Source organism: Streptomyces sp. NBC_00873, assembly GCF_045207415.1.
Lineage (GTDB): Bacteria > Actinomycetota > Actinomycetes > Streptomycetales > Streptomycetaceae > Streptomyces.
On record NZ_CP108803.1, the window covers coordinates 7,580,402 to 7,605,328 of the forward strand.

The 24,927-nt window shown below is 66.3% G+C and carries 17 protein-coding genes and 3 rRNA genes; 16 read left to right on the plus strand and 4 right to left on the minus strand.

The window, feature by feature from the left end; translation table 11 throughout:
* Window positions 1–26: 26 nt before the first annotated feature.
* Window positions 27–551 (plus strand): NUDIX domain-containing protein, encoded by a 525-nt coding sequence (locus OH809_RS35000; RefSeq protein ID WP_406417517.1) that lies wholly within the window; start codon window positions 27–29, stop codon window positions 549–551.
* 355 nt (window positions 552–906) lie between these two features.
* On the opposite strand, the gene OH809_RS35005 is transcribed toward OH809_RS35000, so the two are convergent.
* The gene (locus OH809_RS35005) at window positions 907–3,270 is read right to left on the minus strand and encodes a glycoside hydrolase family 31 protein (protein WP_406417515.1); all 2,364 of its coding nucleotides are present in this window, start codon (window positions 3,268–3,270) and stop codon (window positions 907–909) included.
* 223 nt (window positions 3,271–3,493) lie between these two features.
* Between OH809_RS35005 and OH809_RS35010 the strand changes: the two genes are divergently transcribed.
* Both OH809_RS35010 and OH809_RS35015 read left to right on the plus strand, forming a co-directional pair.
* Complete coding sequence (locus OH809_RS35010; RefSeq protein ID WP_406417513.1) at window positions 3,494–5,470, plus strand: acetoacetate--CoA ligase; 1,977 nt, start codon at window positions 3,494–3,496, stop codon at window positions 5,468–5,470.
* A gap of 67 nt (window positions 5,471–5,537) precedes the next feature.
* Window positions 5,538–6,437, plus strand: coding sequence for a hypothetical protein (locus OH809_RS35015; protein ID WP_406417512.1), 900 nt, complete (start codon window positions 5,538–5,540; stop codon window positions 6,435–6,437).
* 63 nt (window positions 6,438–6,500) lie between these two features.
* Here OH809_RS35015 and ptsP read toward each other — a convergent pair whose 3' ends face one another.
* Window positions 6,501–8,171: a phosphoenolpyruvate--protein phosphotransferase gene (gene ptsP / locus OH809_RS35020; RefSeq protein ID WP_406417510.1), complete on the minus strand. Its 1,671-nt coding sequence runs from the start codon at window positions 8,169–8,171 to the stop codon at window positions 6,501–6,503.
* Window positions 8,172–8,246: 75 nt separating this feature from the next.
* Window positions 8,247–8,696 (minus strand): PTS glucose transporter subunit IIA, encoded by a 450-nt coding sequence (locus tag OH809_RS35025; protein WP_406417508.1) that lies wholly within the window; start codon window positions 8,694–8,696, stop codon window positions 8,247–8,249.
* 702 nt (window positions 8,697–9,398) lie between these two features.
* Here OH809_RS35025 and OH809_RS35030 point away from each other — a divergent pair.
* The 13 genes from OH809_RS35030 to OH809_RS35090 all read left to right on the plus strand — a co-directional run bounded on the left by OH809_RS35030 (window position 9,399) and on the right by OH809_RS35090 (window position 24,597).
* A 16S ribosomal RNA gene (locus tag OH809_RS35030) occupies window positions 9,399–10,924 on the plus strand.
* A 299-nt stretch (window positions 10,925–11,223) separates the two neighbouring features.
* Window positions 11,224–14,347: ribosomal RNA gene (locus OH809_RS35035) — 23S ribosomal RNA — on the plus strand.
* A gap of 79 nt (window positions 14,348–14,426) precedes the next feature.
* Window positions 14,427–14,543 (plus strand): 5S ribosomal RNA (gene rrf, locus OH809_RS35040).
* Together the 16S, 23S and 5S rRNA genes form the textbook arrangement of a ribosomal RNA operon.
* Window positions 14,544–14,686: 143 nt before the next feature.
* On the plus strand, window positions 14,687–15,295 hold the full coding sequence (locus OH809_RS35045; protein WP_266988138.1) for a CDP-alcohol phosphatidyltransferase family protein: 609 nt from the start codon (window positions 14,687–14,689) through the stop codon (window positions 15,293–15,295).
* A 114-nt stretch (window positions 15,296–15,409) separates the two neighbouring features.
* Window positions 15,410–17,905 (plus strand): sugar phosphate nucleotidyltransferase, encoded by a 2,496-nt coding sequence (locus OH809_RS35050; RefSeq protein WP_406516034.1) that lies wholly within the window; start codon window positions 15,410–15,412, stop codon window positions 17,903–17,905.
* A 98-nt stretch (window positions 17,906–18,003) separates the two neighbouring features.
* Window positions 18,004–18,924, plus strand: a complete 921-nt coding sequence (locus tag OH809_RS35055) for a DUF881 domain-containing protein (protein WP_406417504.1) — start codon at window positions 18,004–18,006, stop codon at window positions 18,922–18,924.
* Window positions 18,921–19,253: a small basic family protein gene (locus OH809_RS35060; protein ID WP_023543062.1), complete on the plus strand. Its 333-nt coding sequence runs from the start codon at window positions 18,921–18,923 to the stop codon at window positions 19,251–19,253. The genes OH809_RS35055 and OH809_RS35060 overlap by 4 nt, the downstream gene beginning before the upstream one ends.
* A 5-nt stretch (window positions 19,254–19,258) precedes the next feature.
* Window positions 19,259–20,047: a DUF881 domain-containing protein gene (locus OH809_RS35065; RefSeq protein WP_406417503.1), complete on the plus strand. Its 789-nt coding sequence runs from the start codon at window positions 19,259–19,261 to the stop codon at window positions 20,045–20,047.
* 190 nt (window positions 20,048–20,237) lie between these two features.
* Complete coding sequence (locus OH809_RS35070) at window positions 20,238–21,011, plus strand: FHA domain-containing protein (RefSeq protein ID WP_406417501.1); 774 nt, start codon at window positions 20,238–20,240, stop codon at window positions 21,009–21,011.
* 17 nt (window positions 21,012–21,028) lie between these two features.
* A complete protein-coding gene (locus OH809_RS35075) occupies window positions 21,029–21,772 on the plus strand; it encodes a MerR family transcriptional regulator (protein WP_406417500.1) in 744 nt (247 codons plus the stop codon).
* Between the two features lie 53 nt (window positions 21,773–21,825).
* The gene (locus OH809_RS35080; protein WP_037690563.1) at window positions 21,826–22,299 is read left to right on the plus strand and encodes a bifunctional nuclease family protein; all 474 of its coding nucleotides are present in this window, start codon (window positions 21,826–21,828) and stop codon (window positions 22,297–22,299) included.
* Window positions 22,300–22,467: 168 nt separating this feature from the next.
* Window positions 22,468–23,085 (plus strand): MerR family transcriptional regulator, encoded by a 618-nt coding sequence (locus OH809_RS35085; RefSeq protein ID WP_406417498.1) that lies wholly within the window; start codon window positions 22,468–22,470, stop codon window positions 23,083–23,085.
* Window positions 23,086–23,142: 57 nt separating this feature from the next.
* Complete coding sequence (locus OH809_RS35090) at window positions 23,143–24,597, plus strand: DNA polymerase IV (protein ID WP_406417496.1); 1,455 nt, start codon at window positions 23,143–23,145, stop codon at window positions 24,595–24,597.
* Here OH809_RS35090 and OH809_RS35095 read toward each other — a convergent pair.
* Window positions 24,522–24,902, minus strand: a complete 381-nt coding sequence (locus OH809_RS35095; RefSeq protein ID WP_406417494.1) for a PRC-barrel domain-containing protein — start codon at window positions 24,900–24,902, stop codon at window positions 24,522–24,524. The genes OH809_RS35090 and OH809_RS35095 overlap by 76 nt on opposite strands.
* Window positions 24,903–24,927 lie beyond the last annotated feature (25 nt).

Below are 24,927 nucleotides of genomic sequence, written 5' to 3' on the forward strand. Positions count from 1 at the left end.
AAAAGGAAACCGAGCGGAGGAAACAGGTGGAGCAACCGACGAAGGACTCCCACTGCAGCAGCTGCGGAGCGCCGTACCCCTCGCCGGGATCCACGACCTGGCCCCGCGCCTGCGCCGCCTGCGGCGACATCGCCTACCGCAACCCCCTCCCGGTCGCCATCGCCCTGCTACCCGTCACCGACCGGCAGGGCACCGCGCTCGTCGTCATCACCCGCACCATCGAGCCCCGGCTCGGCGGCCTCGCCCTGCCCGGCGGCTTCATCGACCACGGCGAGGACTGGCAATACGCGGTTGTCCGTGAACTCCGCGAGGAGACCGGCATCGAGGCCGACCAGCAGGACGTCCGCCTCGCCGACGCCCTCAGCGCCCCGGACGGCCACCTGCTCCTCTTCGGCCTCCTCCCGCAGCGCCCGGCCGCCGAGCTCCCGCCGTCCGTCCCCACCGACGAGACAGCCGGCCACAGCCTGCTCAGGGCCCCCGCCGAACTGGCCTTCCCCCTGCACACCCGGGCTGCCCGCGCCTGGTTCGAAGGGCGCTACCGCTACCGCTGACGGCATCACACCGTTCCTGGGCAGTGAGGAGGAGTGAGTCCTGTCTCACCGGTACGCCCCGAACGGTCTTGGGCGCACTGGTCCTCCGCTTTCGCGTCCCGGTCGGCGACGCATATCCCGTATGCGGTCCGTCCCGGGCGGGCGGAATCCCTACGACCTGGCCATATGGGTGTGGCCAGAGGCGACGGGGAGGCCCCGAACCATCTCGCTGGTGACACGGGGGCCCCGACTGCTGACGCCACACCCGGCGTCCCAGATCGCACCGAATACGTTACGCACACCCCGCCGGGCATACCCGCAGCTCGTCACACCGCTCACCCCATCGTGTCCACGTTCGCCAAAACGATGTGCTTGCTCAGCAGTTGTGAACCCCACGCACCCGCACCGGGCAGGTCACCTCACCCTCCTCACCGTCCCGTTCCACCACGACCTGCCCGCCCGACAGCCGCGACGTGTACCGCTCGACCTCCGCCTGCTCCCATCCGTCACCCGCGTCCCGGACCACCAGTCCGCCCCCGGTACGCCCAGGAGCCGGAGCCCACACCTCCAGTTCCAGCCCGCCGTCCGCGCCCCGCACCGGAATCACCGCACCCGCCCGCGCCAGCACCGGTATCCGCGACAACGGCGCATCGATCAGGACCTGCCCCGGCCCCTCGTACACCTCGCCGGTCACCGTGTCGTACCACCGTCCCCGCGGCAGCCGCACCGCCCGCCGATCCGAGCCCCGCTGCAGCACCGGCGCCACCAGCAGCGCATCGCCGAGCAGAAAGGCGTCCTCGCAGTCCCGCAGCGCCCGGTCCCCGGGCGCCCCCCACCACAGCGGCCGCACATACGGCGCACCCGTCAGCCGGGCCAGCTGCGCCAGCGTCACAAAGTACGGACGCAGCCGCTCCCGCCCCTCCAGCGCCGCCCTCGCGTGCTGCAACACCTCCGGCCCGAACTCCCACGGCTCCCGCCGCCCCGCGTCTATCGCCGAGTGTGTACGGAACAACGGCAGAAAGGCACCCAGCTGGAACCACCGCAGATACAGCTCGGGGGACGGCGACCCGTCGAACCCCCCGACATCAGGACCCGAATACGGCACCCCGCACAGGCCGAGCCCCAGCACCAGCGCCAGCGAGGCGCGCAAGCCCGGCCAGCCCGACTCCACATCACCGGACCAGGTGCCCCCGTACCGCTGCATACCCGCCCAGCCGGAACGCGAGAACAGGAACGGCCGCTCGTCCGGACGCAGTCGGCGGAGCCCCTCGTACCCGGCCCGCGCCATCGCCAGCCCGTACACATTGTGAGCCTCCCGGTGATCGCCCCCTAGGCCCTCCAGACAGTGCCGCGCCGACCGCGGCAGCGTCGGCTCACCGAACGCCGTGAACGACACCGGCTCGTTCATGTCGTGCCACACCCCGGAGAACCCCTGCGCCAGCCGCTCCTCGTACAGACCACCCCACCACTCCCGCACCTGCGGATCGGTGAAGTCCGGGAACACGCACTCCCCGGGCCACACCTCCCCGCGCACCGCCCGCCCCCGCGCGTCCCGCACGAACGCCCCGGCGCTTCCGACCGCCGAACCGGCATCGAACACCGCGTTGCCCGGCTCCGCCTTCACCGCCGGATCGACGATCGACACCAGCCGCACCCCGTCCTCCTCCCGCAGTTCCTTCGCCAGCCCCGCCAGATCGGGGAACCGCTCACGGTCGACGGTGAACACCTGATGGCCGTCGTAATGGTCGATGTCCAGATGCAGCACGGACAGCGGCAGCCCCCGCTCCCGGTACCCGGCGACCACCCGCCGCACCTCCCGCTCGCTCCCGAACCCCCACCGGGCGTGCTGCGGACCCAGCGCCCAGGACGGCGGCAGCGCCGGCGCACCCGTCAGAGCCGTCCAGCCCTGAAGCACCCGGGCCGGCGTCCCCACCACCACCCAGCAGCGCAGCGGCCCCCCGTCCATCCGCACCTCGCACATCCCCGGACGGTCATGCCCGGACCCTGCGCCCTCCTCGCCCTCGCTGAGCGTCACCCGCCCCGCCCAGGTGTTGTCGTGGAACGCCAGATGCGTCCCCGCGTCCGAGACCACCACCTGCACCGGCATCGTCAGATACAGCGGATCGTCACCGGGCCCGAAGTGCCCGCCCGGATCGGTGTTCCACAGCGCGTACGAACCGTCCCGCAGCCGAGGCCCCGCCCCCCGCCCGCCCAGCCCGAAGAACCGGGCGTCCGCCGGCAGCTCGGACCGCTGCACCCACCGGGCGGAACCCCCCGCCACCGGCTCCCACCACCGCGGCGGCAGCTCCCGCCGGAGCACCACACCGCCGGGCGTGCGCAGTTCCACCGCCCCGTGCCGCGAGACCACCACGGTCAGCCGCTCCGACACCACCTGCCAGCCGCCGTCCTTGTCCGGCTCCAGCAGGGCACGCGGATCCGGCTCCGGCGCCGGACCGGGCAGCGCGTACGACGGCAGCGGCGCCGCCCCGTCCCACGCCCAGAACACCGCACCGCCCGCCGAAACCCGGATGCTCAGCTCCGAACGGGCGAACCTGACCACACCGCCACCGGGTGCGGGCTCCGCCCCCGCCAGCAGACCGGGCACCCTGGCCCGCTCCGGGCCACGGGGCGGCAGCGCCCGCGCATCCGCACGCTGCCGCCGCCAGGCCGAGCGCACCGTGCGCATCCCCCGCACCGAACCCACCATCTTCACCGAGCGCACCAGGTCACGACCGTTCATGCGGCTCACCCTGCCACCCGACGAGGCGTCAGCGGGCTCCGTTCAACTTCCGTTCACCCGTGGCCGGACCACATAGCCGGACAGACAACCATGGGTGGGGAACCCTGGTGCGGAAGACGATCACATGGCATCGTCCGTGAAAGCCGCCTCACGCGCACACCCCAGCACGTGTGCGCGCGAACCACGCCCACCCCGCGTACCCGTACAGCCAGGGAGCCACCCCATGACCTCAGCAGCGAACGAAGCCCCCCTCTGGCAGCCCGATCCCGAGCGCATCGCCGCCGCGGCGGTCACACGCTTCCAGAGCTGGGCGGCCGAGCGGTACGGAGCACCGGCCGAAGGCGGCTACCCGGAGCTGCACCGCTGGTCCGTCGACGAACTGGACACCTTCTGGCAGGCTGTCGCCGACTGGTTCGACATCCGGTTCTCCACCCCGTACGAGACCGTCATCGGCGACCGCACCATGCCCGGCGCCCAGTGGTTCCCCGGCGCCACCCTCAACTACGCGGAACACGCCCTGCGCACCGCCGAGGACCCCCTCCGCGCCGGCGCACCGGCCCTCCTCCATGTCGACGAGACCCACACCCAGGTCCCCGTCAGCTGGTCCGAACTCCGCCGTCAGGTCGGCTCCCTCGCCGCCGGACTCCGTGCCCTGGGGGTCCGCCCCGGCGACCGCGTCAGCGGCTACCTCCCCAACATTCCGCAGTCGGTCGTCGCGCTGCTCGCCACCGCGGCCGTCGGCGGCGTCTGGACCTCGTGCGCCCCGGATTTCGGTGCCCGCAGCGTCCTCGACCGGTTCCAGCAGGTCGAACCCGTCGTCCTCTTCACCGTCGACGGCTACCGCTACGGCGGCAAGGAACACGACCGCTCCGGGACGGTCGCCGAACTGCGCCGCGAACTCCCCACCCTGCGCGCCGTCGTCCACATCCCGCTGCTGGGCACCACCGCCCCCGAAGGCGCCCTCGAATGGTCAGCACTCACCTCCGCGGACACCGAACCCGTCTTCGAGCAGGTCCCCTTCGACCACCCGTTGTGGGTGCTGTACTCCTCCGGCACCACAGGGCTCCCCAAGGCGATCGTCCAGTCCCAGGGCGGCATCCTCATCGAGCACTTCAAGCAGCTCGGACTGCACTGCGACCTCGGGCCCGACGACCGCTTCTTCTGGTACACCTCCACCGGCTGGATGATGTGGAACTTCCTCGTCTCCGGCCTGCTCACCGGCACCACAGTCGTGCTGTACGACGGAAGCCCCGGCTACCCGGACGTCAGCGCCCAGTGGCGCGTTGCCGAACAGACCGGCGCCACCCTCTTCGGTACCTCCGCCGCCTACGTCATGGCGTGCCGCAAGGCCGACATCCACCCGGGCCGCGACTTCGACCTCTCACGCATCCAGTGCGTGGCCACCACCGGGTCCCCGCTCCCGCCCGACGGCTTCCGCTGGCTCCATGACGAGGTCGCGGACAACCTCTGGATCGCCTCCGTCAGCGGCGGCACGGACGTCTGCAGCTGCTTCGCCGGCGCGGTCCCCACCCTGCCCGTACACATCGGCGAGCTCCAGGCGCCCTGTCTCGGTACGGACCTCCAGTCCTGGGACCCTGCAGGCAAACCGCTCGTCGGCGAGGTCGGCGAACTGGTCGTCACCAACCCGCTGCCCTCCATGCCCATCCACTTCTGGAACGACCCGGACGGCAGCCGCTACCGCGACAGCTACTTCGAGACGTACCCCGGCGTCTGGCGCCACGGCGACTGGATCACCCTCACCGACCACGGCTCGGTCATCATCCACGGCCGCTCCGACTCCACCCTCAACCGGCAGGGGGTACGGATGGGATCCGCCGACATCTACGAAGCGGTCGAACGCCTCCCCGAGATCCGCGAATCCCTGGTCATCGGCATCGAGGAGCCCGACGGGGGGTACTGGATGCCGCTCTTCGTCCACCTCGCCGACGGTTCCGCCCTCGACGACGGCCTGCGCGACCGGATCAATCAGACCATCCGCGACAACCTCTCGCCACGCCACGTCCCGGACGAGGTCATCGAGGTACCCGGCATTCCGCACACCCTCACCGGCAAGCGCATCGAGGTTCCGGTCAAGCGCCTCCTCCAGGGAACGGAGCTGGCCAAGGCCGTCAACCCCGGCTCGATCGACAACCTCGAACTGCTCCACTTCTACGAGGACCTGGCCCGCAAGCGCCACTGACAGTCCGCACTGTCAGTGGCCGTGATTACTCTGAGTGAGCAATGTTCGACAGTGCACTGGGGGAGTCATGGCGCACACCGGGAACACCAGGAACACCACGTCCATGCGACGCACGCTGCGCCGCGAAGCACCGAGCACCATCGGCCTCCTGGCCGACGAGCAGGACTTCGCGGCCATGCGGCGCTACCGCACCTTCACCTTCGACGACCACGCCATCTATCTGCGGCAGGTCGAGGGCCTGCTGAAAATCCTCGCGGCCCAGGGCATGCACACCACGGTCGCCCTCTTCGACCCCGAGGAGTACGCGGAATACTGCGCGGAATCCGGGCTCGCGCCCGACGCCCCGGCCAGCCGCAGCCGTTTCACCGCCGAAATCGCGGCAGCCGGAGCCACTGTCGCCTACACCGGGCAACCCATCGACACCCTGATCCCGCTCCTGGTCTCCCGAGCGGTCCGCCAGGCCACCTGGGAGTACGCCACGCTGCTCCTGGCCGACCTCGGTGAATGCGCCGACTGCGGCCAGGACATCGGCCGCGCCGCCTTCGACCGGGCCTCCCACCTCCTGATGCGCACCCTGGAAACGGCGGGCCCGGGCACCCACCACCTCGTCTGCAGCACCCCCACGGAGAATGAGCAGCTGCTCGCCGTCCTCCACACCGAGCGCGGCGCGACGGGGCCGGCCCGACTCGAATCCGGAGAAGGAGCAGAGTTCGTCACCGTCCTCGCCGTCGGCGTCGCCCTCGAAAGCCACGGAGGACTCGTTCTCCGTACGAGCAACCCCGGCACCCCGGACCGGGTCCACGGCTGGCGACTGACCCGCGGCAGCCTCGTACCGCTCACCGCCGGAGAGGTCTTCAGCGCCTACTGCACCGACGCGGACACCGGAGACCCGGTCTCGCCGGAGTCGGGCGTGGAGTACTGCGCCGGCTTCGACATCGGCGCCGACGCACCGGAGACCCACCACTGACAGAAGAAGGGGGCTCCCCGCCACCTGTGGCGGGGAGCCCCCTTCACGACCGGCTGCGCGGACCTACTCGCCCGACAGCACCGTCTGAGCCGCGAGCCGCGCCTCATCGGCGGAATCCGCAGCGCGCGCGGCAGCAGCGGCACGCTCGCACTGCGCGAGCGTGTGCTTCGCCAGCGTGGCCCGGACATAAGGAATGGACGCGGCGCCCATCGACAGGGAGGTGACACCCAGACCGGTCAGCACGCAGGCGAGCAGCGGATCGGCGGCGGCCTCACCACAGACACCGCAGCTCTTGTCCTCGGCCTTGGCCGCATCGGCCGACAGTGCCACGAGGTCCAGCAGCGCGGGCTGCCACGGATCCTGCAGCCGGGACACCGCACTCACCTGACGGTCGGCGGCGAAGGTGTACTGCGCCAGGTCATTGGTGCCCAGCGACAGGAACTCCACCTCCTGCAGGATCGAGCGGGCCCGGAGAGCGGCGGACGGAATCTCCACCATCGCGCCGAACTTCGCGTGCAGCCCGGCCGCCCGGCACGCGTCGGCGAACGCCTTCGCGTCCGTGCGGTCCGCCACCATGGGCGCCATGACCTCCAGATGGACGGGAAGCCCCTCGGCGGCCTTCGCCAGCGAGGTCAGCTGGCTCCGCAACACCTCCGGGTGGTCCAGCAGAGTGCGGAGCCCCCGCACACCCAGCGCCGGGTTCGGCTCGTCCGCGGGCGTCAGGAAGTCGAGCGGCTTGTCCGCGCCGGCATCCAGCACCCGCACCACGACACGCCCCTCGGGGAACGCCTCCAGCACCGCCCGGTACGCCGCGACCTGCTTATCCTCGGACGGCGCCTGCTTGCTGTCGTCCAGGAACAGGAACTCCGTACGGAACAGCCCCACACCCTCGGCACCGGCCTCGACCGCCGCCGGCACATCGCCGGGCCCGCCCACATTGGCGAGCAGCGGCACCTTGTGACCGTCGGACGTCGCACCCGGACCGGTCGAGGCGGACAGCGCAGCCTTGCGCGCCGCCGCAGCGCTCTCCATCTCGGCACGCTTCTCGTCGCTCGGCTCGACGAAGATCTCGCCGGTGCTGCCGTCCACCGCGATCACGGTGCCCTCGGCCAGCTCACCGGCCCCGGGGAGAGCCACTACGGCCGGCACACCGAGCGCCCGCGCGAGAATCGCACTGTGACTGGTCGGTCCGCCCTCCTCGGTGACGAAGCCGAGCACCAGCGTCGGGTCGAGCAGGGCAGTATCGGCAGGCGCCAGGTCCCGTGCGATCAGTACGTACGGCTCGTCGCTGTCCGGTACACCCGGCATCGGCACACCGAGCAACCGCGCCACGATCCGGTTGCGCACGTCGTCGAGGTCCGCGACCCGCCCCGCCAGGTACTCCCCGGCAGCGGCGAGCAGAGCCCGATAGGCGGCGAAGGCGTCGTACACCGCACGCTCGGCACTGCTCCCGACGGCGATCCGCCGGTCCACATCGGCCATCAGCTCGGGGTCCTGCGCCATCAGGGCCTGTGCCTCGAGCACGGCCTGCGCCTCGCCGCCGGCCAGATTGCCGCGCGCATTCAGGTCGGCCGCAACAGCGTCCACAGCCTGGCGAGCACGTCCCTGCTCGCGCTCGGCCTCCTCCGCCGGGATCTGCTTGGCCGGCGGCTCCAGGACAGCCGTACCCATGTGCCGAACCTCGCCGATCGCCACACCGTGGCTCACGCCGACGCCTCGCAGCGTTGTCTCCATTTCACCGTCTCCGATTGTGCGGCGATCCCGTGCCACCGCGATGTGTACCGACTGCCTGTTACTGCGCCGAGTGCGTCACTGCCAACCGAAGAGCGCGTCGCCGACCTTCACTTCCCCGTCCTCACGGACGTCGGAGAGCGACTCGACAGTGGCCTCCAGCGCCACGATCGGGCAGATCGCGGACTTGCCGGCCTCTTCCACCGCGACCGGGTTCCAGCGCACGATGCCCTGACCGCGCGTGACGGTGTCGCCCTTGTTGACGAGAAGCTCGAAGCCCTCGCCATTGAGTTGCACGGTGTCGATGCCCAGGTGGGTCAGCACCCCGTGCCCATGCCCGTCCACGACGACGAACGCGTGCGGGTGCAGGGAGACAAGGATTCCGTCCACCGGCGAAACGGCCTCGGACGGCTCGCGCACAGGATCGATGGCAGTTCCGGGCCCCACCATCGCGCCGGAGAAGACCGGGTCGGGTACCTCCGCGAGTCCGATGGCGCGTCCGGCAAGAGGGGACGTCACAGTGGTCATGGGGAGCCTCCCAGGGTGAAGCTTCACTCGGCGCCGCCGCGGCCTGTAGGGGACGGCGTACTGTTCAGCAGCGTAAGTCATAAGAAGTCCCGGTTCCGCCCGAGTCCTGCAGCTTCGCGGACCTAGGGGTGCACCGGAAACGATTTGCCTCGACTACCTGCGGCCTGTACTGTCGTACTCCTGCCTGGCCCCAACATGACATTCAGTCGGGGGTCGGCGGCGACTATCAAGCCCAGACCTTAAACCGGATTCGGCACCTGCATGCCTGCAGACAGCTGGTCAAGGAAATGGAAAAGGCCTGATAGAGTCGGACTCGCCGGAAAGGGAAACGCGAAAGCGAAGAACTGGAAAGCGCAGTAACAAATCTTCTGCTTCGCAGAGGGCCCGCTTCGACCGGGAATCGGACACGAAAGAGTCTGATAGAGTCGGAAACGCAAGACCGAAGGGAAAGCCCGGAGGAAAGCCCGAGAGGGTGAGTACAAAGGAAGCATCCGTTCCTTGAGAACTCAACAGCGTGCCAAAAGTCAACGCCAGATATGTTGATACCCCGGCCTGCTTCGGCAGGTTGGAGGTTCCTTTGAAAGTCCTGCCGGGCCTCACGGTTCCGGTAGGCAATTACACAGCGAGGACGCTGTGAACGATCGGTCCTATTCCGACCGGTCGTTCCGCTCTCGTGTGTGTCATCCCGATTACGGGAGAACATTCACGGAGAGTTTGATCCTGGCTCAGGACGAACGCTGGCGGCGTGCTTAACACATGCAAGTCGAACGATGAAGCCCTTCGGGGTGGATTAGTGGCGAACGGGTGAGTAACACGTGGGCAATCTGCCCTTCACTCTGGGACAAGCCCTGGAAACGGGGTCTAATACCGGATAACACTCTGTCCCGCATGGGACGGGGTTAAAAGCTCCGGCGGTGAAGGATGAGCCCGCGGCCTATCAGCTTGTTGGTGGGGTGATGGCCTACCAAGGCGACGACGGGTAGCCGGCCTGAGAGGGCGACCGGCCACACTGGGACTGAGACACGGCCCAGACTCCTACGGGAGGCAGCAGTGGGGAATATTGCACAATGGGCGAAAGCCTGATGCAGCGACGCCGCGTGAGGGATGACGGCCTTCGGGTTGTAAACCTCTTTCAGCAGGGAAGAAGCGAAAGTGACGGTACCTGCAGAAGAAGCGCCGGCTAACTACGTGCCAGCAGCCGCGGTAATACGTAGGGCGCAAGCGTTGTCCGGAATTATTGGGCGTAAAGAGCTCGTAGGCGGCTTGTTGCGTCGGTTGTGAAAGCCCGGGGCTTAACCCCGGGTCTGCAGTCGATACGGGCAGGCTAGAGTGTGGTAGGGGAGATCGGAATTCCTGGTGTAGCGGTGAAATGCGCAGATATCAGGAGGAACACCGGTGGCGAAGGCGGATCTCTGGGCCATTACTGACGCTGAGGAGCGAAAGCGTGGGGAGCGAACAGGATTAGATACCCTGGTAGTCCACGCCGTAAACGTTGGGAACTAGGTGTTGGCGACATTCCACGTCGTCGGTGCCGCAGCTAACGCATTAAGTTCCCCGCCTGGGGAGTACGGCCGCAAGGCTAAAACTCAAAGGAATTGACGGGGGCCCGCACAAGCAGCGGAGCATGTGGCTTAATTCGACGCAACGCGAAGAACCTTACCAAGGCTTGACATATACCGGAAAGCATCAGAGATGGTGCCCCCCTTGTGGTCGGTATACAGGTGGTGCATGGCTGTCGTCAGCTCGTGTCGTGAGATGTTGGGTTAAGTCCCGCAACGAGCGCAACCCTTGTTCTGTGTTGCCAGCATGCCCTTCGGGGTGATGGGGACTCACAGGAGACTGCCGGGGTCAACTCGGAGGAAGGTGGGGACGACGTCAAGTCATCATGCCCCTTATGTCTTGGGCTGCACACGTGCTACAATGGCCGGTACAATGAGCTGCGATGCCGCGAGGCGGAGCGAATCTCAAAAAGCCGGTCTCAGTTCGGATTGGGGTCTGCAACTCGACCCCATGAAGTCGGAGTTGCTAGTAATCGCAGATCAGCATTGCTGCGGTGAATACGTTCCCGGGCCTTGTACACACCGCCCGTCACGTCACGAAAGTCGGTAACACCCGAAGCCGGTGGCCCAACCCCTTGTGGGAGGGAGCTGTCGAAGGTGGGACTGGCGATTGGGACGAAGTCGTAACAAGGTAGCCGTACCGGAAGGTGCGGCTGGATCACCTCCTTTCTAAGGAGCACTTCTTACCAAGCCTGCTTGGTCAGAGGCCACTACGTCGGCAAATGTTCGACGGTGGTAGCTCATGGGTGGAACGTTGACTATTCGGCACGACAGGTTGTTTTTCACTAGTACTGCTTCGGCGTGGAACGTGGGAAGGGATCGGTTGTGTCGGGCACGTTGTTGGGTATCTGAGGGTACGGCCGTATGGTCGCCTTCAGTTGCCGGCCCCAGTGAACTCACCTGATAAGGGTGGGGTGATGGGTGGCTGGTCGTTGTTTGAGAACTGCACAGTGGACGCGAGCATCTGTGGCCAAGTTTTTAAGGGCGCACGGTGGATGCCTTGGCACCAGGAACCGATGAAGGACGTGGGAGGCCACGATAGGCCCCGGGGAGCTGTCAACCGAGCTTTGATCCGGGGGTGTCCGAATGGGGAAACCCGGCAGTCGTCATGGGCTGTCACCCGCTGCTGAACACATAGGCAGTGTGGAGGGAACGAGGGGAAGTGAAACATCTCAGTACCCTCAGGAAGAGAAAACAACCGTGATTCCGGGAGTAGTGGCGAGCGAAACTGGATGAGGCCAAACCGTATGCGTGTGATACCCGGCAGGGGTTGCGCATGCGGGGTTGTGGGATCTCTTTTTCACGGTCTGCCGGCCGTGAGACGAGTCAGAAACCGTTGATGTAGGCGAAGGACATGCGAAAGGTCCGGCGTAGAGGGTAAGACCCCCGTAGCTGAAACATTGACGGCTCGTTTAAGAGACACCCAAGTAGCACGGGGCCCGAGAAATCCCGTGTGAATCTGGCGGGACCACCCGCTAAGCCTAAATATTCCCTGGTGACCGATAGCGGATAGTACCGTGAGGGAATGGTGAAAAGTACCGCGGGAGCGGAGTGAAATAGTACCTGAAACCGTGTGCCTACAAGCCGTGGGAGCGTCGCTGTTGTTCTTCGGAGCAACAGTCGTGACTGCGTGCCTTTTGAAGAATGAGCCTGCGAGTTTGCGGTGTGTTGCGAGGTTAACCCGTGTGGGGAAGCCGTAGCGAAAGCGAGTCCGAATAGGGCGTTTTAGTAGCACGCTCAAGACCCGAAGCGGAGTGATCTAGCCATGGGCAGGTTGAAGCGGAGGTAAGACTTCGTGGAGGACCGAACCCACCAGGGTTGAAAACCTGGGGGATGACCTGTGGTTAGGGGTGAAAGGCCAATCAAACTCCGTGATAGCTGGTTCTCCCCGAAATGCATTTAGGTGCAGCGTCGTGTGTTTCTTGCCGGAGGTAGAGCACTGGATAGGCGATGGGCCCTACCGGGTTACTGACCTTAGCCAAACTCCGAATGCCGGTAAGTGAGAGCACGGCAGTGAGACTGTGGGGGATAAGCTCCATGGTCGAGAGGGAAACAGCCCAGAGCATCGACTAAGGCCCCTAAGCGTACGCTAAGTGGGAAAGGATGTGGAGTCGCAGAGACAACCAGGAGGTTGGCTTAGAAGCAGCCACCCTTGAAAGAGTGCGTAATAGCTCACTGGTCAAGTGATTCCGCGCCGACAATGTAGCGGGGCTCAAGCGTACCGCCGAAGTCGTGTCATTCCAGCGTATAGGGCCAACGCCTGCTGGGATGGGTAGGGGAGCGTCGTGTGCCGGGTGAAGCAGCCGCGGAAGCGAGTTGTGGACGGTTCACGAGTGAGAATGCAGGCATGAGTAGCGATACACACGTGAGAAACGTGTGCGCCGATTGACTAAGGGTTCCTGGGTCAAGCTGATCTGCCCAGGGTAAGTCGGGACCTAAGGCGAGGCCGACAGGCGTAGTCGATGGACAACCGGTTGATATTCCGGTACCCGCTTTGAAACGCCCAATACTGAATCAGGCGATGCTAAGTCCGTGAAGCCGGCCCGATCTCTTCGGAGTTGAGGGTAGTGGTGGAGCCGACGAACCAGACTTGTACTAGGTAAGCGATGGGGTGACGCAGGAAGGTAGTCCAGCCCGGGCGGTGGTAGTCCCGGGGTAAGGGTGTAGGGCGTGTGATAGGCAAATCCGTCACACATGAGTCTGAGACCTGATGCCGAGCCGATTGTGGCGAAGTGGATGATCCTATGCTGTCGAGAAAAGCCTCTAGCGAGTTTCATGGCGGCCCGTACCCTAAACCGACTCAGGTGGTCAGGTAGAGAATACCGAGGCGTTCGGGTGAACTATGGTTAAGGAACTCGGCAAAATGCCCCCGTAACTTCGGGAGAAGGGGGCCATCACTGGTGATTGGATTTACTCCATGAGCTGGGGGTGGCCGCAGAGACCAGCGAGAAGCGACTGTTTACTAAAAACACAGGTCCGTGCGAAGCCGTAAGGCGATGTATACGGACTGACGCCTGCCCGGTGCTGGAACGTTAAGGGGACCGGTTAGCTGACTTTCGGGTCGGCGAAGCTGAGAACTTAAGCGCCAGTAAACGGCGGTGGTAACTATAACCATCCTAAGGTAGCGAAATTCCTTGTCGGGTAAGTTCCGACCTGCACGAATGGCGTAACGACTTCTCGACTGTCTCAACCATAGGCCCGGTGAAATTGCACTACGAGTAAAGATGCTCGTTTCGCGCAGCAGGACGGAAAGACCCCGGGACCTTTACTACAGTTTGATATTGGTGTTCGGTTCGGCTTGTGTAGGATAGGTGGGAGACTTTGAAGCAGCCACGCCAGTGGTTGTGGAGTCGCCGTTGAAATACCACTCTGGTCGTGCTGGATGTCTAACCTGGGTCCGTGATCCGGATCAGGGACAGTGTCTGATGGGTAGTTTAACTGGGGCGGTTGCCTCCTAAAGAGTAACGGAGGCGCCCAAAGGTTCCCTCAGCCTGGTTGGCAATCAGGTGTTGAGTGTAAGTGCACAAGGGAGCTTGACTGTGAGACCGACGGGTCGAGCAGGGACGAAAGTCGGGACTAGTGATCCGGCAGTGGCTTGTGGAAGCGCTGTCGCTCAACGGATAAAAGGTACCCCGGGGATAACAGGCTGATCTTCCCCAAGAGTCCATATCGACGGGATGGTTTGGCACCTCGATGTCGGCTCGTCGCATCCTGGGGCTGGAGTCGGTCCCAAGGGTTGGGCTGTTCGCCCATTAAAGCGGTACGCGAGCTGGGTTTAGAACGTCGTGAGACAGTTCGGTCCCTATCCGCTGCGCGCGTAGGAATATTGAGAAGGGCTGTCCCTAGTACGAGAGGACCGGGACGGACGAACCTCTGGTGTGCCAGTTGTCCTGCCAAGGGCATGGCTGGTTGGCTACGTTCGGAAAGGATAACCGCTGAAAGCATCTAAGCGGGAAGCCTGCTTCGAGATGAGTATTCCCACCCCCTTTGAGGGGTTAAGGCTCCCAGTAGACGACTGGGTTGATAGGCCAGATGTGGAAGCCTGGTAACGGGTGGAGCTGACTGGTACTAATAGGCCGAGGGCTTGTCCTCAGTTGCTCGCGTCCACTGTGTTAGTTCTGAAATAACGAACGGCCGTGTTGTTGCCCGGTGTTGGTTAATTTCATAGTGTTTCGGTGGTCATTGCGTTAGGGAAACGCCCGGTTACATTCCGAACCCGGAAGCTAAGCCTTTCAGCGCCGATGGTACTGCAGGGGGGACCCTGTGGGAGAGTAGGACGCCGCCGAACAATTATTCCGGGAAAGCCCCGCACCTCTGGTGCGGGGCTTTTCTGCGTTCACAATGCCCCCTTTGTCACCCCCGTGCAGGTGCCGGCGAAGGCTGAGGGTAGGGTCAGGGGGCATCATTGGCACGTTCACAGGAGGCCCCCGGGTGGAGGTCCAGGAGACTCGGGTTCAGACGGACCGGGTCCTCACCATCCCCAACATCCTCAGCATGGCGCGCCTGGTCGGGGTACCGCTCTTCCTGTGGCTGATTCTTCGCCCTGAGTTCGGCGGGCCCAAGAGCGATGGCTGGGCGCTGCTCGTGCTGATGCTCAGCGGCATCAGCGACTACCTCGACGGTAAACTCGCCCGCCGATGGAACCAGATCAGCAGCCTCGGGCGGCTCCTGGACCCGGCCGCTGATCGCCTCTACATCCTTTCGACCCTCGTCGGACTGACCTGGCGGGAGATCCTTCCGCTCTGGCTCACAGCGGCACTCCTGGCCCGTGAACTGATGCTTCTCGTGATGGTTGGAATCCTGCGACGCCACGGCTATCCACCACCCCAGGTGAACTTCCTGGGGAAGGCGGCTACGTTCAACCTGATGTACGCCTTCCCCTTGTTGCTGCTCAGCGACGCAAGTGGTTGGCTTGGATCGCTGGCCGCCGTTTTCGGATGGGCGTTCGCAGGATGGGGTACAACGCTCTATTGGTGGGCAGGAATCCTCTACGTGGTTCAGGTCCGCCGACTCGTCAAGGCGGATGCAGTAGCCGATTGAGCTCGTTTGATGCGGTGCCGCGCAGTGTGGCCGGTCCGCGGCTGAACTCTGAGATGTTGCCCTGACGGGCGAAGTCGGCTAAACCGTCGTCTCTTCAAGGAGGACGTTGCCGACATGAAGGCCGTCGTGATGGCTGGTGGTGAAGGCACACGCCTTCGCCCCATGACTTCCAGCATGCCCAAGCCGCTCCTGCCCGTCGCCAATCGGCCGATCATGGAGCATGTGCTGCGGCTGCTGAAACGGCATGGGCTCAATGAGACCGTCGTGACCGTCCAGTTTCTCGCCTCCCTCGTCAAGAACTACTTCGGCGACGGCGAAGAGCTCGGGATGGAGCTCAGCTATGCCAACGAGGAGAAACCTCTCGGGACAGCCGGCAGCGTAAAGAACGCCGAGGAAGCACTCAAGGACGACACCTTCCTCGTCATTTCCGGCGACGCGCTCACGGACTTCGACCTGACCGACCTCATCGCCTTCCACAAGGAAAAAGGCGGGCTGGTCACGGTGTGCCTGACCCGAGTTCCGAATCCACTGGAATTCGGAATCACGATTGTCGACGAGGCGGGTCAGGTCGAGCGATTCCTGGAGAAGCCCACCTGGGGCCAGGTTTTCTCGGACACCGTCAACACGGGCATCTATGTCATGGAACCCGAGGTCTTCGACTACGTCCAGGCCGACGTCTCGGTGGACTGGTCCGGTGATGTCTTCCCGCAGCTCATGAAGGAAGGCAAGCCGATCTACGGCTATGTCGCCGAGGGCTACTGGGAGGACGTGGGCACGCACGAGAGCTATGTGAAGGCTCAGGCCGACGTCCTGGAGCGCAAGGTCGACGTGGAGATCGACGGCTTCGAGATCTCGCCCGGTGTATGGGTTGCGGAAGGCGCCGAGGTCCATCCTGATGCGGTGCTCCGCGGACCCGTCTACATCGGGGACTACGCGAAGATCGAGGCCGGTGTCGAGATCCGCGAGCACACGGTCGTCGGTTCGAACGTCGTCGTCAAGACCGGGGCGTTTCTGCACAGGGCGGTGATCCACGACAACGTCTACATCGGCCAGCACTGCAATCTGCGCGGCTGCGTGATCGGCAAGAACACCGACATCATGCGGGCTGCCCGCATCGAGGACGGTGCGGTCATCGGGGACGAGTGCCTGGTCGGTGAGGAATCGATCATTCAGGGCAATGTCCGGGTCTACCCGTTCAAGACCATCGAGGCCGGCGCCTTCGTCAACACCTCGGTGATCTGGGAGTCACGGGGGCAGGCACATCTCTTCGGTGCCCGAGGTGTCTCAGGAATCCTGAACGTGGAGATCACGCCGGAGCTCGCCGTCCGGCTCGCCGGTGCGTACGCCACCACCCTCAAGAAGGGGTCGACCGTCACCACCGCCCGTGACCACTCCCGCGGCGCCCGTGCGCTGAAGAGGGCCGTGATCTCAGCGTTGCAGGCCAGTGCCATCGACGTACGGGACCTGGAGAACGTGCCGCTTCCGGTCGCACGTCAGCAGACCGCTCGGGGCAGCGCGGGCGGGATCATGATCCGTACGTCGCCCGGGGTGCCGGACTCGGTGGACATCATGTTCATCGACGAGCGGGGGGCAGACCTCTCCCAGGCGGGGCAGCGGAAGCTGGACCGGGTCTACGCCCGCCAGGAGTACCGCCGGGCCTTCCCGGGGGAGATCGGGGATCTGCACTTTCCGTCCAGCGTCTTCGACTCCTACACAGGGTCATTGCTGCGCAATGTGGACACCGCCGGGATCTCCGCCGCCGGTCTCAAGGTTGTCGTCGATGCGTCCAACGGCAGTGCCGGACTTGTTCTGCCCAGTCTGCTCGGGCGGCTCGGCGTGGACGCGCTGACCATCAATCCCGGGCTCGACGAATCACGGCCCACGGAGTCCGCCGACGCCCGACGCTCCGGGCTCGTGCGGCTCGGGGAGATCGTCTCCTCGGCACGGGCCGCATTCGGCGTGCGCTTCGACCCGGTCGGGGAGCGGCTCTCCCTGGTCGACGAGCGGGGCCGGATCGTTGAGGACGATCGGGCCCTTCTGGTCCTGCTCGACCTGGTGGCCGCCGAGCGGCGCAGCGGCCGGGTGGCATTGCCGGTGACCACGACGAGGGTCGCCGAGCAGGTCGCCGCCTACCACGGCACGCAGGTGGAATGGACGACGACATCGCCGGACGACCTGACGCGCGTGGGACGCGAGGAAGGCACCATCTTCGGAGGAGACGGGCGGGGCGGTTTCATCGTCCCCGAATTCAGCAGCGTCTTCGACGGTTCGGCAGCCTTCGTACGGCTTCTCGGGCTCGTCGCGCGGACCCAGCTCACGCTCAGCCAGATCGATGCCCGGATTCCCCTCGCGCACGTGTTGCGCCGCGATCTGGCCACGCCCTGGGCCGTCAAGGGACTGGTCATGCGTCGGGTGGTGGAAGCCGCCGGGGACCGTGACGTCGACACCACCGACGGCGTGCGGGTCGTCGAGGCGGACGGGCGCTGGGTGATGGTGCTTCCCGACCCGGCCGAGGCCGTCACCCATCTGTGGGCGGAGGGCCCCGACGACGCTTCGGCGCAGGCGCTGCTCGACGAATGGTCGGCGATCGTGGACAGCGCAGGTCAGTGACCTGCCGCCGGTGCGCCGGGAGGTGTCGCGCAGACGCTTCCCGGCGCGCGGGTGGGGCCATTCGGCGGTACTAGCTGCGGCGTGCGACGATGTGCGGCATGTCGCAGCAGCCCCCCGATCGGAGTACCCCCTCGCCGCCCGCGCGCCCTGACGCGTCCATGTCGCTGCTGACCAATGTCATGGACCACAGCCTGGACGACGGCTACGCCGAGGCCACGGCCAAGCGCAAGGCCGACGGGAGTGCGGCCATGCCCCGCACACTGAAGGCGAAACTGGGCCTCGCGGCGGGCCTTGTGCTGGCTGCTCTCGTCGTCACCCTGGGCGCCGCGGAGGCGCGTGTATCGGCGCCGGTTCTGGCCAAGGAGCGCGGGGAGCTCATCGAACGTATCGACACGGAGACGTCGGCGGCCGACAAGCTGGAGTCCCAGGTCGACAAAGCCCGTGACGACGTGGGCGAGCGGCAACGTAAAGCGTTGGAAAAGCATGGCGGGGACCAGGGCCAGCTCGTGGCGTTGCTCTCCGGGGCGACCGCCGTCAAGGGACCCGGTGTGAAACTTGTCGTCGACGATGCCAAGGGCACCGACCAGGGCGGCGGCGGACCGCGTGAGACCACTGGTTTCACCGACACGGGGCGGGTGCGCGACCGGGACATGCAACGGGTCGTCAACGGCCTCTGGCAGTCCGGTGCGGAGTCCATCGCCATCAACGGGCAGCGGCTGACGGCCCTGTCGGCGATCCGCGCCGCGGGCGACGCCATACTGGTCGACAACAGACCGCTCGTGCCGCCGTACACGGTGCTTGCGGTGGGGGACGGGAAGCGGCTCAGCACCGCTTTCGAGGACAGTGCCGACGGCCAGTACCTGAGGGCGCTGAAGGACACCTTCGACATCCGGACCAGCATGTCCGTCCAGGACGAGGTGCGCCTCCCGGCTGCGCCCAGCCTCATCGTACGAACAGCAGAGCCGAAGGCCGCAGACACCGGCAGTGGTGCGGCAGACACAGGGAAGGGCACATCGTGATCGCCGTACTGGGCCTCGTCGTGGGAGTCGTGGTCGGACTGTTGGTCCGGCCCGAGGTGCCGGCGGTGGTCGAGCCCTATCTCCCGATCGCTGTCGTGGCTGCTCTCGATGCAGTCTTCGGTGGTCTGCGGGCCATGCTCGACGGCATCTTCGTCGACAAGGTCTTCGTGGTGTCGTTCCTCTCGAACGTCGTCGTGGCCGCACTGATCGTGTTCCTGGGCGACAAGCTGGGTGTCGGAGCGCAGCTCTCCACCGGTGTGGTCGTCGTCTTCGGTATCCGCATCTTCTCCAACGCCGCGGCGATCCGCCGGCACGTCTTCCGGGCCTGAGGCCGATGAGCAACGAAGAGCTTCCCCGTGACCAGGAGCGTACTGGCGAGCAGCAGGCCGACATGCCCGAGCAGCTCACCGGGCGCCAGCGGTTGATCGCCGGGCTGTGGCCGCCCCGGGTCACCCGTGCGCAACTCATCGTGGCGCTGCTGCTGTTCGTCCTGGGGCTGGGTCTGGCGATCCAGGTGCGGTCGAACAGTGACAACAGCGCACTGCGCGGTGCCCGCCAGGAGGATCTGGTCCGGATTCTCGATGAACTCGATGACCGTACGCAGCGTCTTGAGGATGAGAAGCAGCGTCTGGACGATCAGCGTACAGAGCTGGAGAACAGCTCGGACCAGGCTGAGGAGGCCCGTAAGCAGACCGTGGAGAAGGAACGGCAACTCGGTATCCTCGCGGGCACCGTGGCGGCACACGGGCCCGGGATCACGCTCACGGTCAACGATCCGGGTGACGCGGTGCAGGCAGACATGCTGCTCGACGCCCTCCAGGAGCTGCGTGCGGCCGGAGCGGAGGCGATTGAGGTCAACGGGGTGAGGGTGGCGGCCAATACGTACTTCTCCGGCGACGGTGGCGCCATCAAGGTCGACGACCGGTCCATCTCCTCACCGTACGTCTTCAAGGTGATCGGCAAACCGCAGGATCTGGAGCCGGCACTGAACATTCCCGGTGGTGTCGTGCAGACGCTGGAGAAGGAGCAGGCGACCGTGCATGTGGCGCAGGCGGACGACATCGTCGTGGACGCCTTGCGACCTGCGGAGCGGCCTGACTACGCTCGGTCGTCATCCCGGTGAGGGCGCCGGACACGGGGCTCGGAGGACACGGGCAAGAGGTTGCGGGGGGTCGCCGCATCGTAATGGTGGCGCGTGGTGGAAACTGTCGAGTGGATACGGACGTTGTGAAGATGTCCGGGTCGGCAGGTGTGTTCATTCAGGGTTCGTCCTGCCCCACGGGCGGGTCTGTTTCGGTCAAGGGGAATCGCCCGTGAAGTTGTTTGCGAAGTTGTTCGGCAAGAGCGCCCGCGATGACGCGGCCCGTCATCGCGCACCGCGCCATGGCCAGGCCGAGGAGCAGGGCGCTGATCGCCCGCTCTTCCGTGACGAGGTGTCGGGTCCGGGCGGTGACATTTCGGGTGGAACCGGCGCGTCGTCTGTTGACCCTGCCGGTCCGGGCCGCATAGGTTTCGGGGATCCATCAACCTCAAGTACGGGTGGAGGGTTTGGGTCCATGCCGGTCTGTACGAGGTGCGGCCATCGCAACGCCGAGGCCAGTCGTTTCTGTTCCAACTGCGGTGCGCCGCTTCGGGGAGGCGCGTCTTCGGAGCGTCCTTCGGAGACGACGTCGACCATCTCCATCTCCGGTCTTGAGGCGTACGAGGCGGAGGCGACGGGCCAGACGTCCTTGCCCTCCCTCTCACCGGAGGCCCAGGCCGCCGTCGACGCCCTGCCGCTCGGCTCGGCGCTCCTGGTGGTGCGCCGCGGTCCGAACTCCGGCAGCCGCTTCCTGTTGGACAGCGAGCTGACGACGGCCGGCCGCCACCCGCAGAGCGACATCTTCCTCGATGACGTGACGGTCTCCCGCCGTCACGTGGAGTTCCGCCGGAGCCCCGACGGCAGCTTCACGGTCGGGGATGTCGGCAGCCTCAACGGCACGTACGTCAATCGTGAGCGCATCGACTCCGTCGCGCTGTCCAACGGCGACGAAGTGCAGATCGGGAAGTACCGGCTGGTCTTCTACGCAAGCCAGCGGGGCATCTGACCCGTCAGGGAAGGTCCATGCTGAGAACACCGACGGGCGGTGCCGGTCACGGCACCGCCGCCGCCGACGACCGGGCCATGAGCATCGGTACGGTGCTCCTGCAGCTGCGGGACGAATTTCCCGAAGTCACCATCTCCAAGATTCGCTTCCTGGAGGCCGAGGGGCTCGTCGAGCCGCAGCGGACCCCCTCCGGCTACCGCAAATTCCGCCCCGAAGACGTCGAGCGGCTGGGGCAGGTGCTGCGGATGCAGCGGGACCACTATCTTCCGCTCAAGGTCATCCGCGAGCACCTGGACGCCCTGGCCCGCGGCGAGCAGGTGTCCCTGCCGGCCGAGGGGGGTCCACGGGACCTGAGCGACGGTTCCTGGGACGGCGAGTCCTGGCGGGCCACCGCGGCCCGTATCGGGCGTGCGGAGCTCCTGGCCGCCGCCGAGGTCACCGAGAGCGAGCTCAAGGAGTGGGAGTCGTACGGGCTCATCGCTCCGACGGCGGAGGGTGGCTACGACGCCGAGACGGTGACCGTTGCCAAACTTGTGGCGGATCTGGGTCGATTCGGTCTGGAACCGCGTCATCTGCGGGCGATGCGCGGGGCTGCGGAACGCGAGGCCGGCCTGATCGAGCAGGTGGTCGCGCCACTGCGCCGACACCGGAATCCGCAGACCAGAGCCCATGCGGAGGCCAAGGTGAAGGAGCTCGCGGAGCTCTCTGTACGGCTTCATTCGGCCCTTGTGCAGACCGCTCTGCGGATCCGGCTCCACTGATCACGGGGGAGCCCGACTACCCAAACCTGCCGAGCACGTCCTAGGGTTGCTGTGTGAACGAGCTCGACGTTGTGGGTGTCCGGGTGGAAATGCCCTCCAACCAACCGATCGTGCTCCTGCGTGAAGTGGGAGGCGACCGGTACCTCCCTATTTGGATCGGTCCTGGTGAGGCGACCGCGATCGCCTTTGCCCAGCAGGGCATGGCTCCGGCCAGGCCGCTGACCCATGATCTCTTCAAGGATGTGCTCGAGGCCCTGGGCCAGGAGCTCACCGAGGTCCGCATCACGGACCTCAGGGAAGGGGTCTTCTACGCGGAGCTGGTCTTCGCCGGCGGGGTCGAGGTGAGCGCGCGACCGTCCGACGCCATAGCGCTCGCGCTGCGCACAGGCACGCCGATCTACGGCAGTGACGGGGTGCTCGACGACGCGGGGATCTCCATCCCTGACGAGCAGGAGGACGAGGTCGAGAAGTTCCGGGAGTTCCTCGACCAGATCTCGCCGGAGGACTTCGGTACCAACAGCCAGTGACCGTCCAGCAGGGTCGCCGTCAGCGCATTCGACAAGCCTTTCCCGGGAACGGGACACGGCAAACCACCCTCCGGGTGATTATCACTCGGCGTGCCGAGTGTGGCGATCGTTGACGCACCCCAAGCGACTGCCTACCTTCGAGATGGCAGGTCAAGGACGGAGGTCGGCGTGAGAAGAAGCGGCGACGGTACGGCAGCGGGTGGGCCGTACCGGCAGCACGGAAGTACAGCCGACCGCACCATCAGGCAACCGGTTCAACCGGCGGCGATGGCGGGGGACGGGGCGGCAGCGGTCGGCGACATCGGCTATCGCGGGCCGACGGCGTGCGCGGCGGCGGGGATCACCTATCGGCAGCTCGACTACTGGGCACGCACCGGGCTCGTCGAGCCGAGCGTGCGGCCTGCCTACGGATCGGGCACGCAGCGCCTCTACAGCTTCAGGGACGTCGTCCTGCTGAAGATCGTGAAGCGCTTTCTCGACACGGGCGTCGCCCTGCAGAACATCCGCACCACGGTCCAGCATCTGCGGGCCAGGGGCTTCCAGGATCTTGAGCGGATGACGCTCATGAGCGACGGCGCGACCGTCTACGAGTGCTCCTCGCCCGACGAGGTCGTGGATCTGCTCCAGGGGGGCCAGGGGGTCTTCGGCATCGCCGTCGGTGTGGTCTGGCGGGATGTCGACGCCGCACTGTCGCAGCTGCACGGTGAGCGGGTGGACACGGGCGAGACGCTGATCGGCAACAACCCCACCGACGAGCTCGCACGGCGGCGCAACCGCGTCGTCTGACGGGCCGCGGAACGGGGGCGCGGCGATTGTCAGTGCCGTAGGGCAGCATCGGTTGATGTGAGAGCCGCGCCCACCATCCTGCATCTGGACATGGATGCCTTCTACGCCTCGGCCGAGCAGGCGGCGAAACCGAGCCTGCGCGGCAAACCGGTCGTGGTCGGCGGGCTCGGACCCCGTGGGGTCGTCGCCACCGCTTCCTACGAGGCGCGGCGCTTCGGGGTGCACTCGGCGATGCCGACCGCGCAGGCCCGGCGGCTGGCGCCCAATGCCGCCTATCTGGTGCCCCGCTTCACCCTGTACCGGACGGTGAGCGACCAGGTGATGGGGTTGCTGGGGCAGCTGTCACCACTGGTGGAGCCGCTCAGCCTGGACGAGGCGTTCGTCGATCTGGAGGCCGGTGGGGCGGCCGACGACACCGCCTCGGCGCGGGCCATCGGCGAGCAGCTGCGCGACGCCATCAGAGCCGTCACCGGACTCACCGGCTCGGTCGGCCTCGCGGGCTCCAAGATGCTGGCCAAGATCGCCTCGGAGGAGGCGAAACCGAACGGGCTGCTGGTCATCGAGCCGGGGACCGAACGGGAACTGCTCGCCCCGATGTCCGTACGGATCCTCCCCGGCGTGGGCCCCGCCACCGGGGACCATCTGCGGCGGGCCGGGATGACCACGGTCGACGACCTGGCCACGGCCGGCGAGGCGGAGCTCGTGCGGCTGCTGGGGAAGGCGCACGGCGTCGCGCTGCATCGCATGGCCCTCGGGTACGACGACCGCCCCGTCGTGGCCGAGCGAGACGCCAAGTCGGTGTCGGTCGAGGACACCTTCGACATGGATCTGCACGACCGGATCCGGGTCAGGACGGAGGTCGAGCGCCTGGCGGACCGTTGTGTCCAGCGGCTGCGGGCCGCGGAGCGCTCGGGACGCACCGTGGTGCTGAAGGTGCGCAGATACGACTTTTCGACGCTCACGCGGTCCGAGACGCTCCGGGGGCCGACGGACGACCCCACAGTGGTCAGAGAGGCCGCCGCGCGGCTCCTGGAGGCTGTGGACACCACCGGAGGGGTGCGGCTGCTCGGGGTGGGCGTCACTGGGCTCGCCGACTACACGCAGGAGGATCTCTTCGCCCAGGCAGCCGGTGAGCGGGCCGCGCTCGAGGTCCCGGCCAGTGAGGAACAGCGCGCGGGCGGCCACGGGGACGAGCCGGCGGACGGGGTGCAGGAGCAGGAGACCGCCGAACAGCTCGCGGCCCGGCGCTGGCCCGCCGGGCACGACGTATGCCATGACACCTTCGGCCACGGCTGGGTGCAGGGCAGTGGAGTGGGCCGGGTGACCGTGCGGTTCGAGGAACCCGAGTCACCGCCCGGCCGGGTGCGGACGTTCCGTGTCGACGATCCGGAGCTGCAGCCGGCCGATCCGCTCCCGCTGGTGAGTGATCCGGCGGACTACTCGTCCTGGCCGGCCAGCCTGCCGAAGTCCCGGTCCGGGCCCGGCTCGTCGGGCGGCGAGTCCAGACCGTAGTGCCGGTAGAGCTGAAGCTCCTGTTCCGGCGAGAGATGGCGGCCCACGCCGAAGTCGGGTGCGTCCTTGATCAGCGCACGGTCGAAGGGGATCCGGAGCACGTCGTCGACGAATTCGCTGGGCTCGAGCGGCACGAAGGCGTCCCTGCTGAACAGTCCGGTACGCACGGCTGCCCACTCGGGTATGCCGGTCGCGTCGTCGAGGTACACCTCGTCCACAGTTCCGATCTTGGTGCCCTTGCGGTCGAATGCCTTGCGGCCGATCAGGTTGCGCGGATCGATGTCGGTCTGCACGGTCCCTCCCATTGGTCGCGGCTACTCCACAGGCACT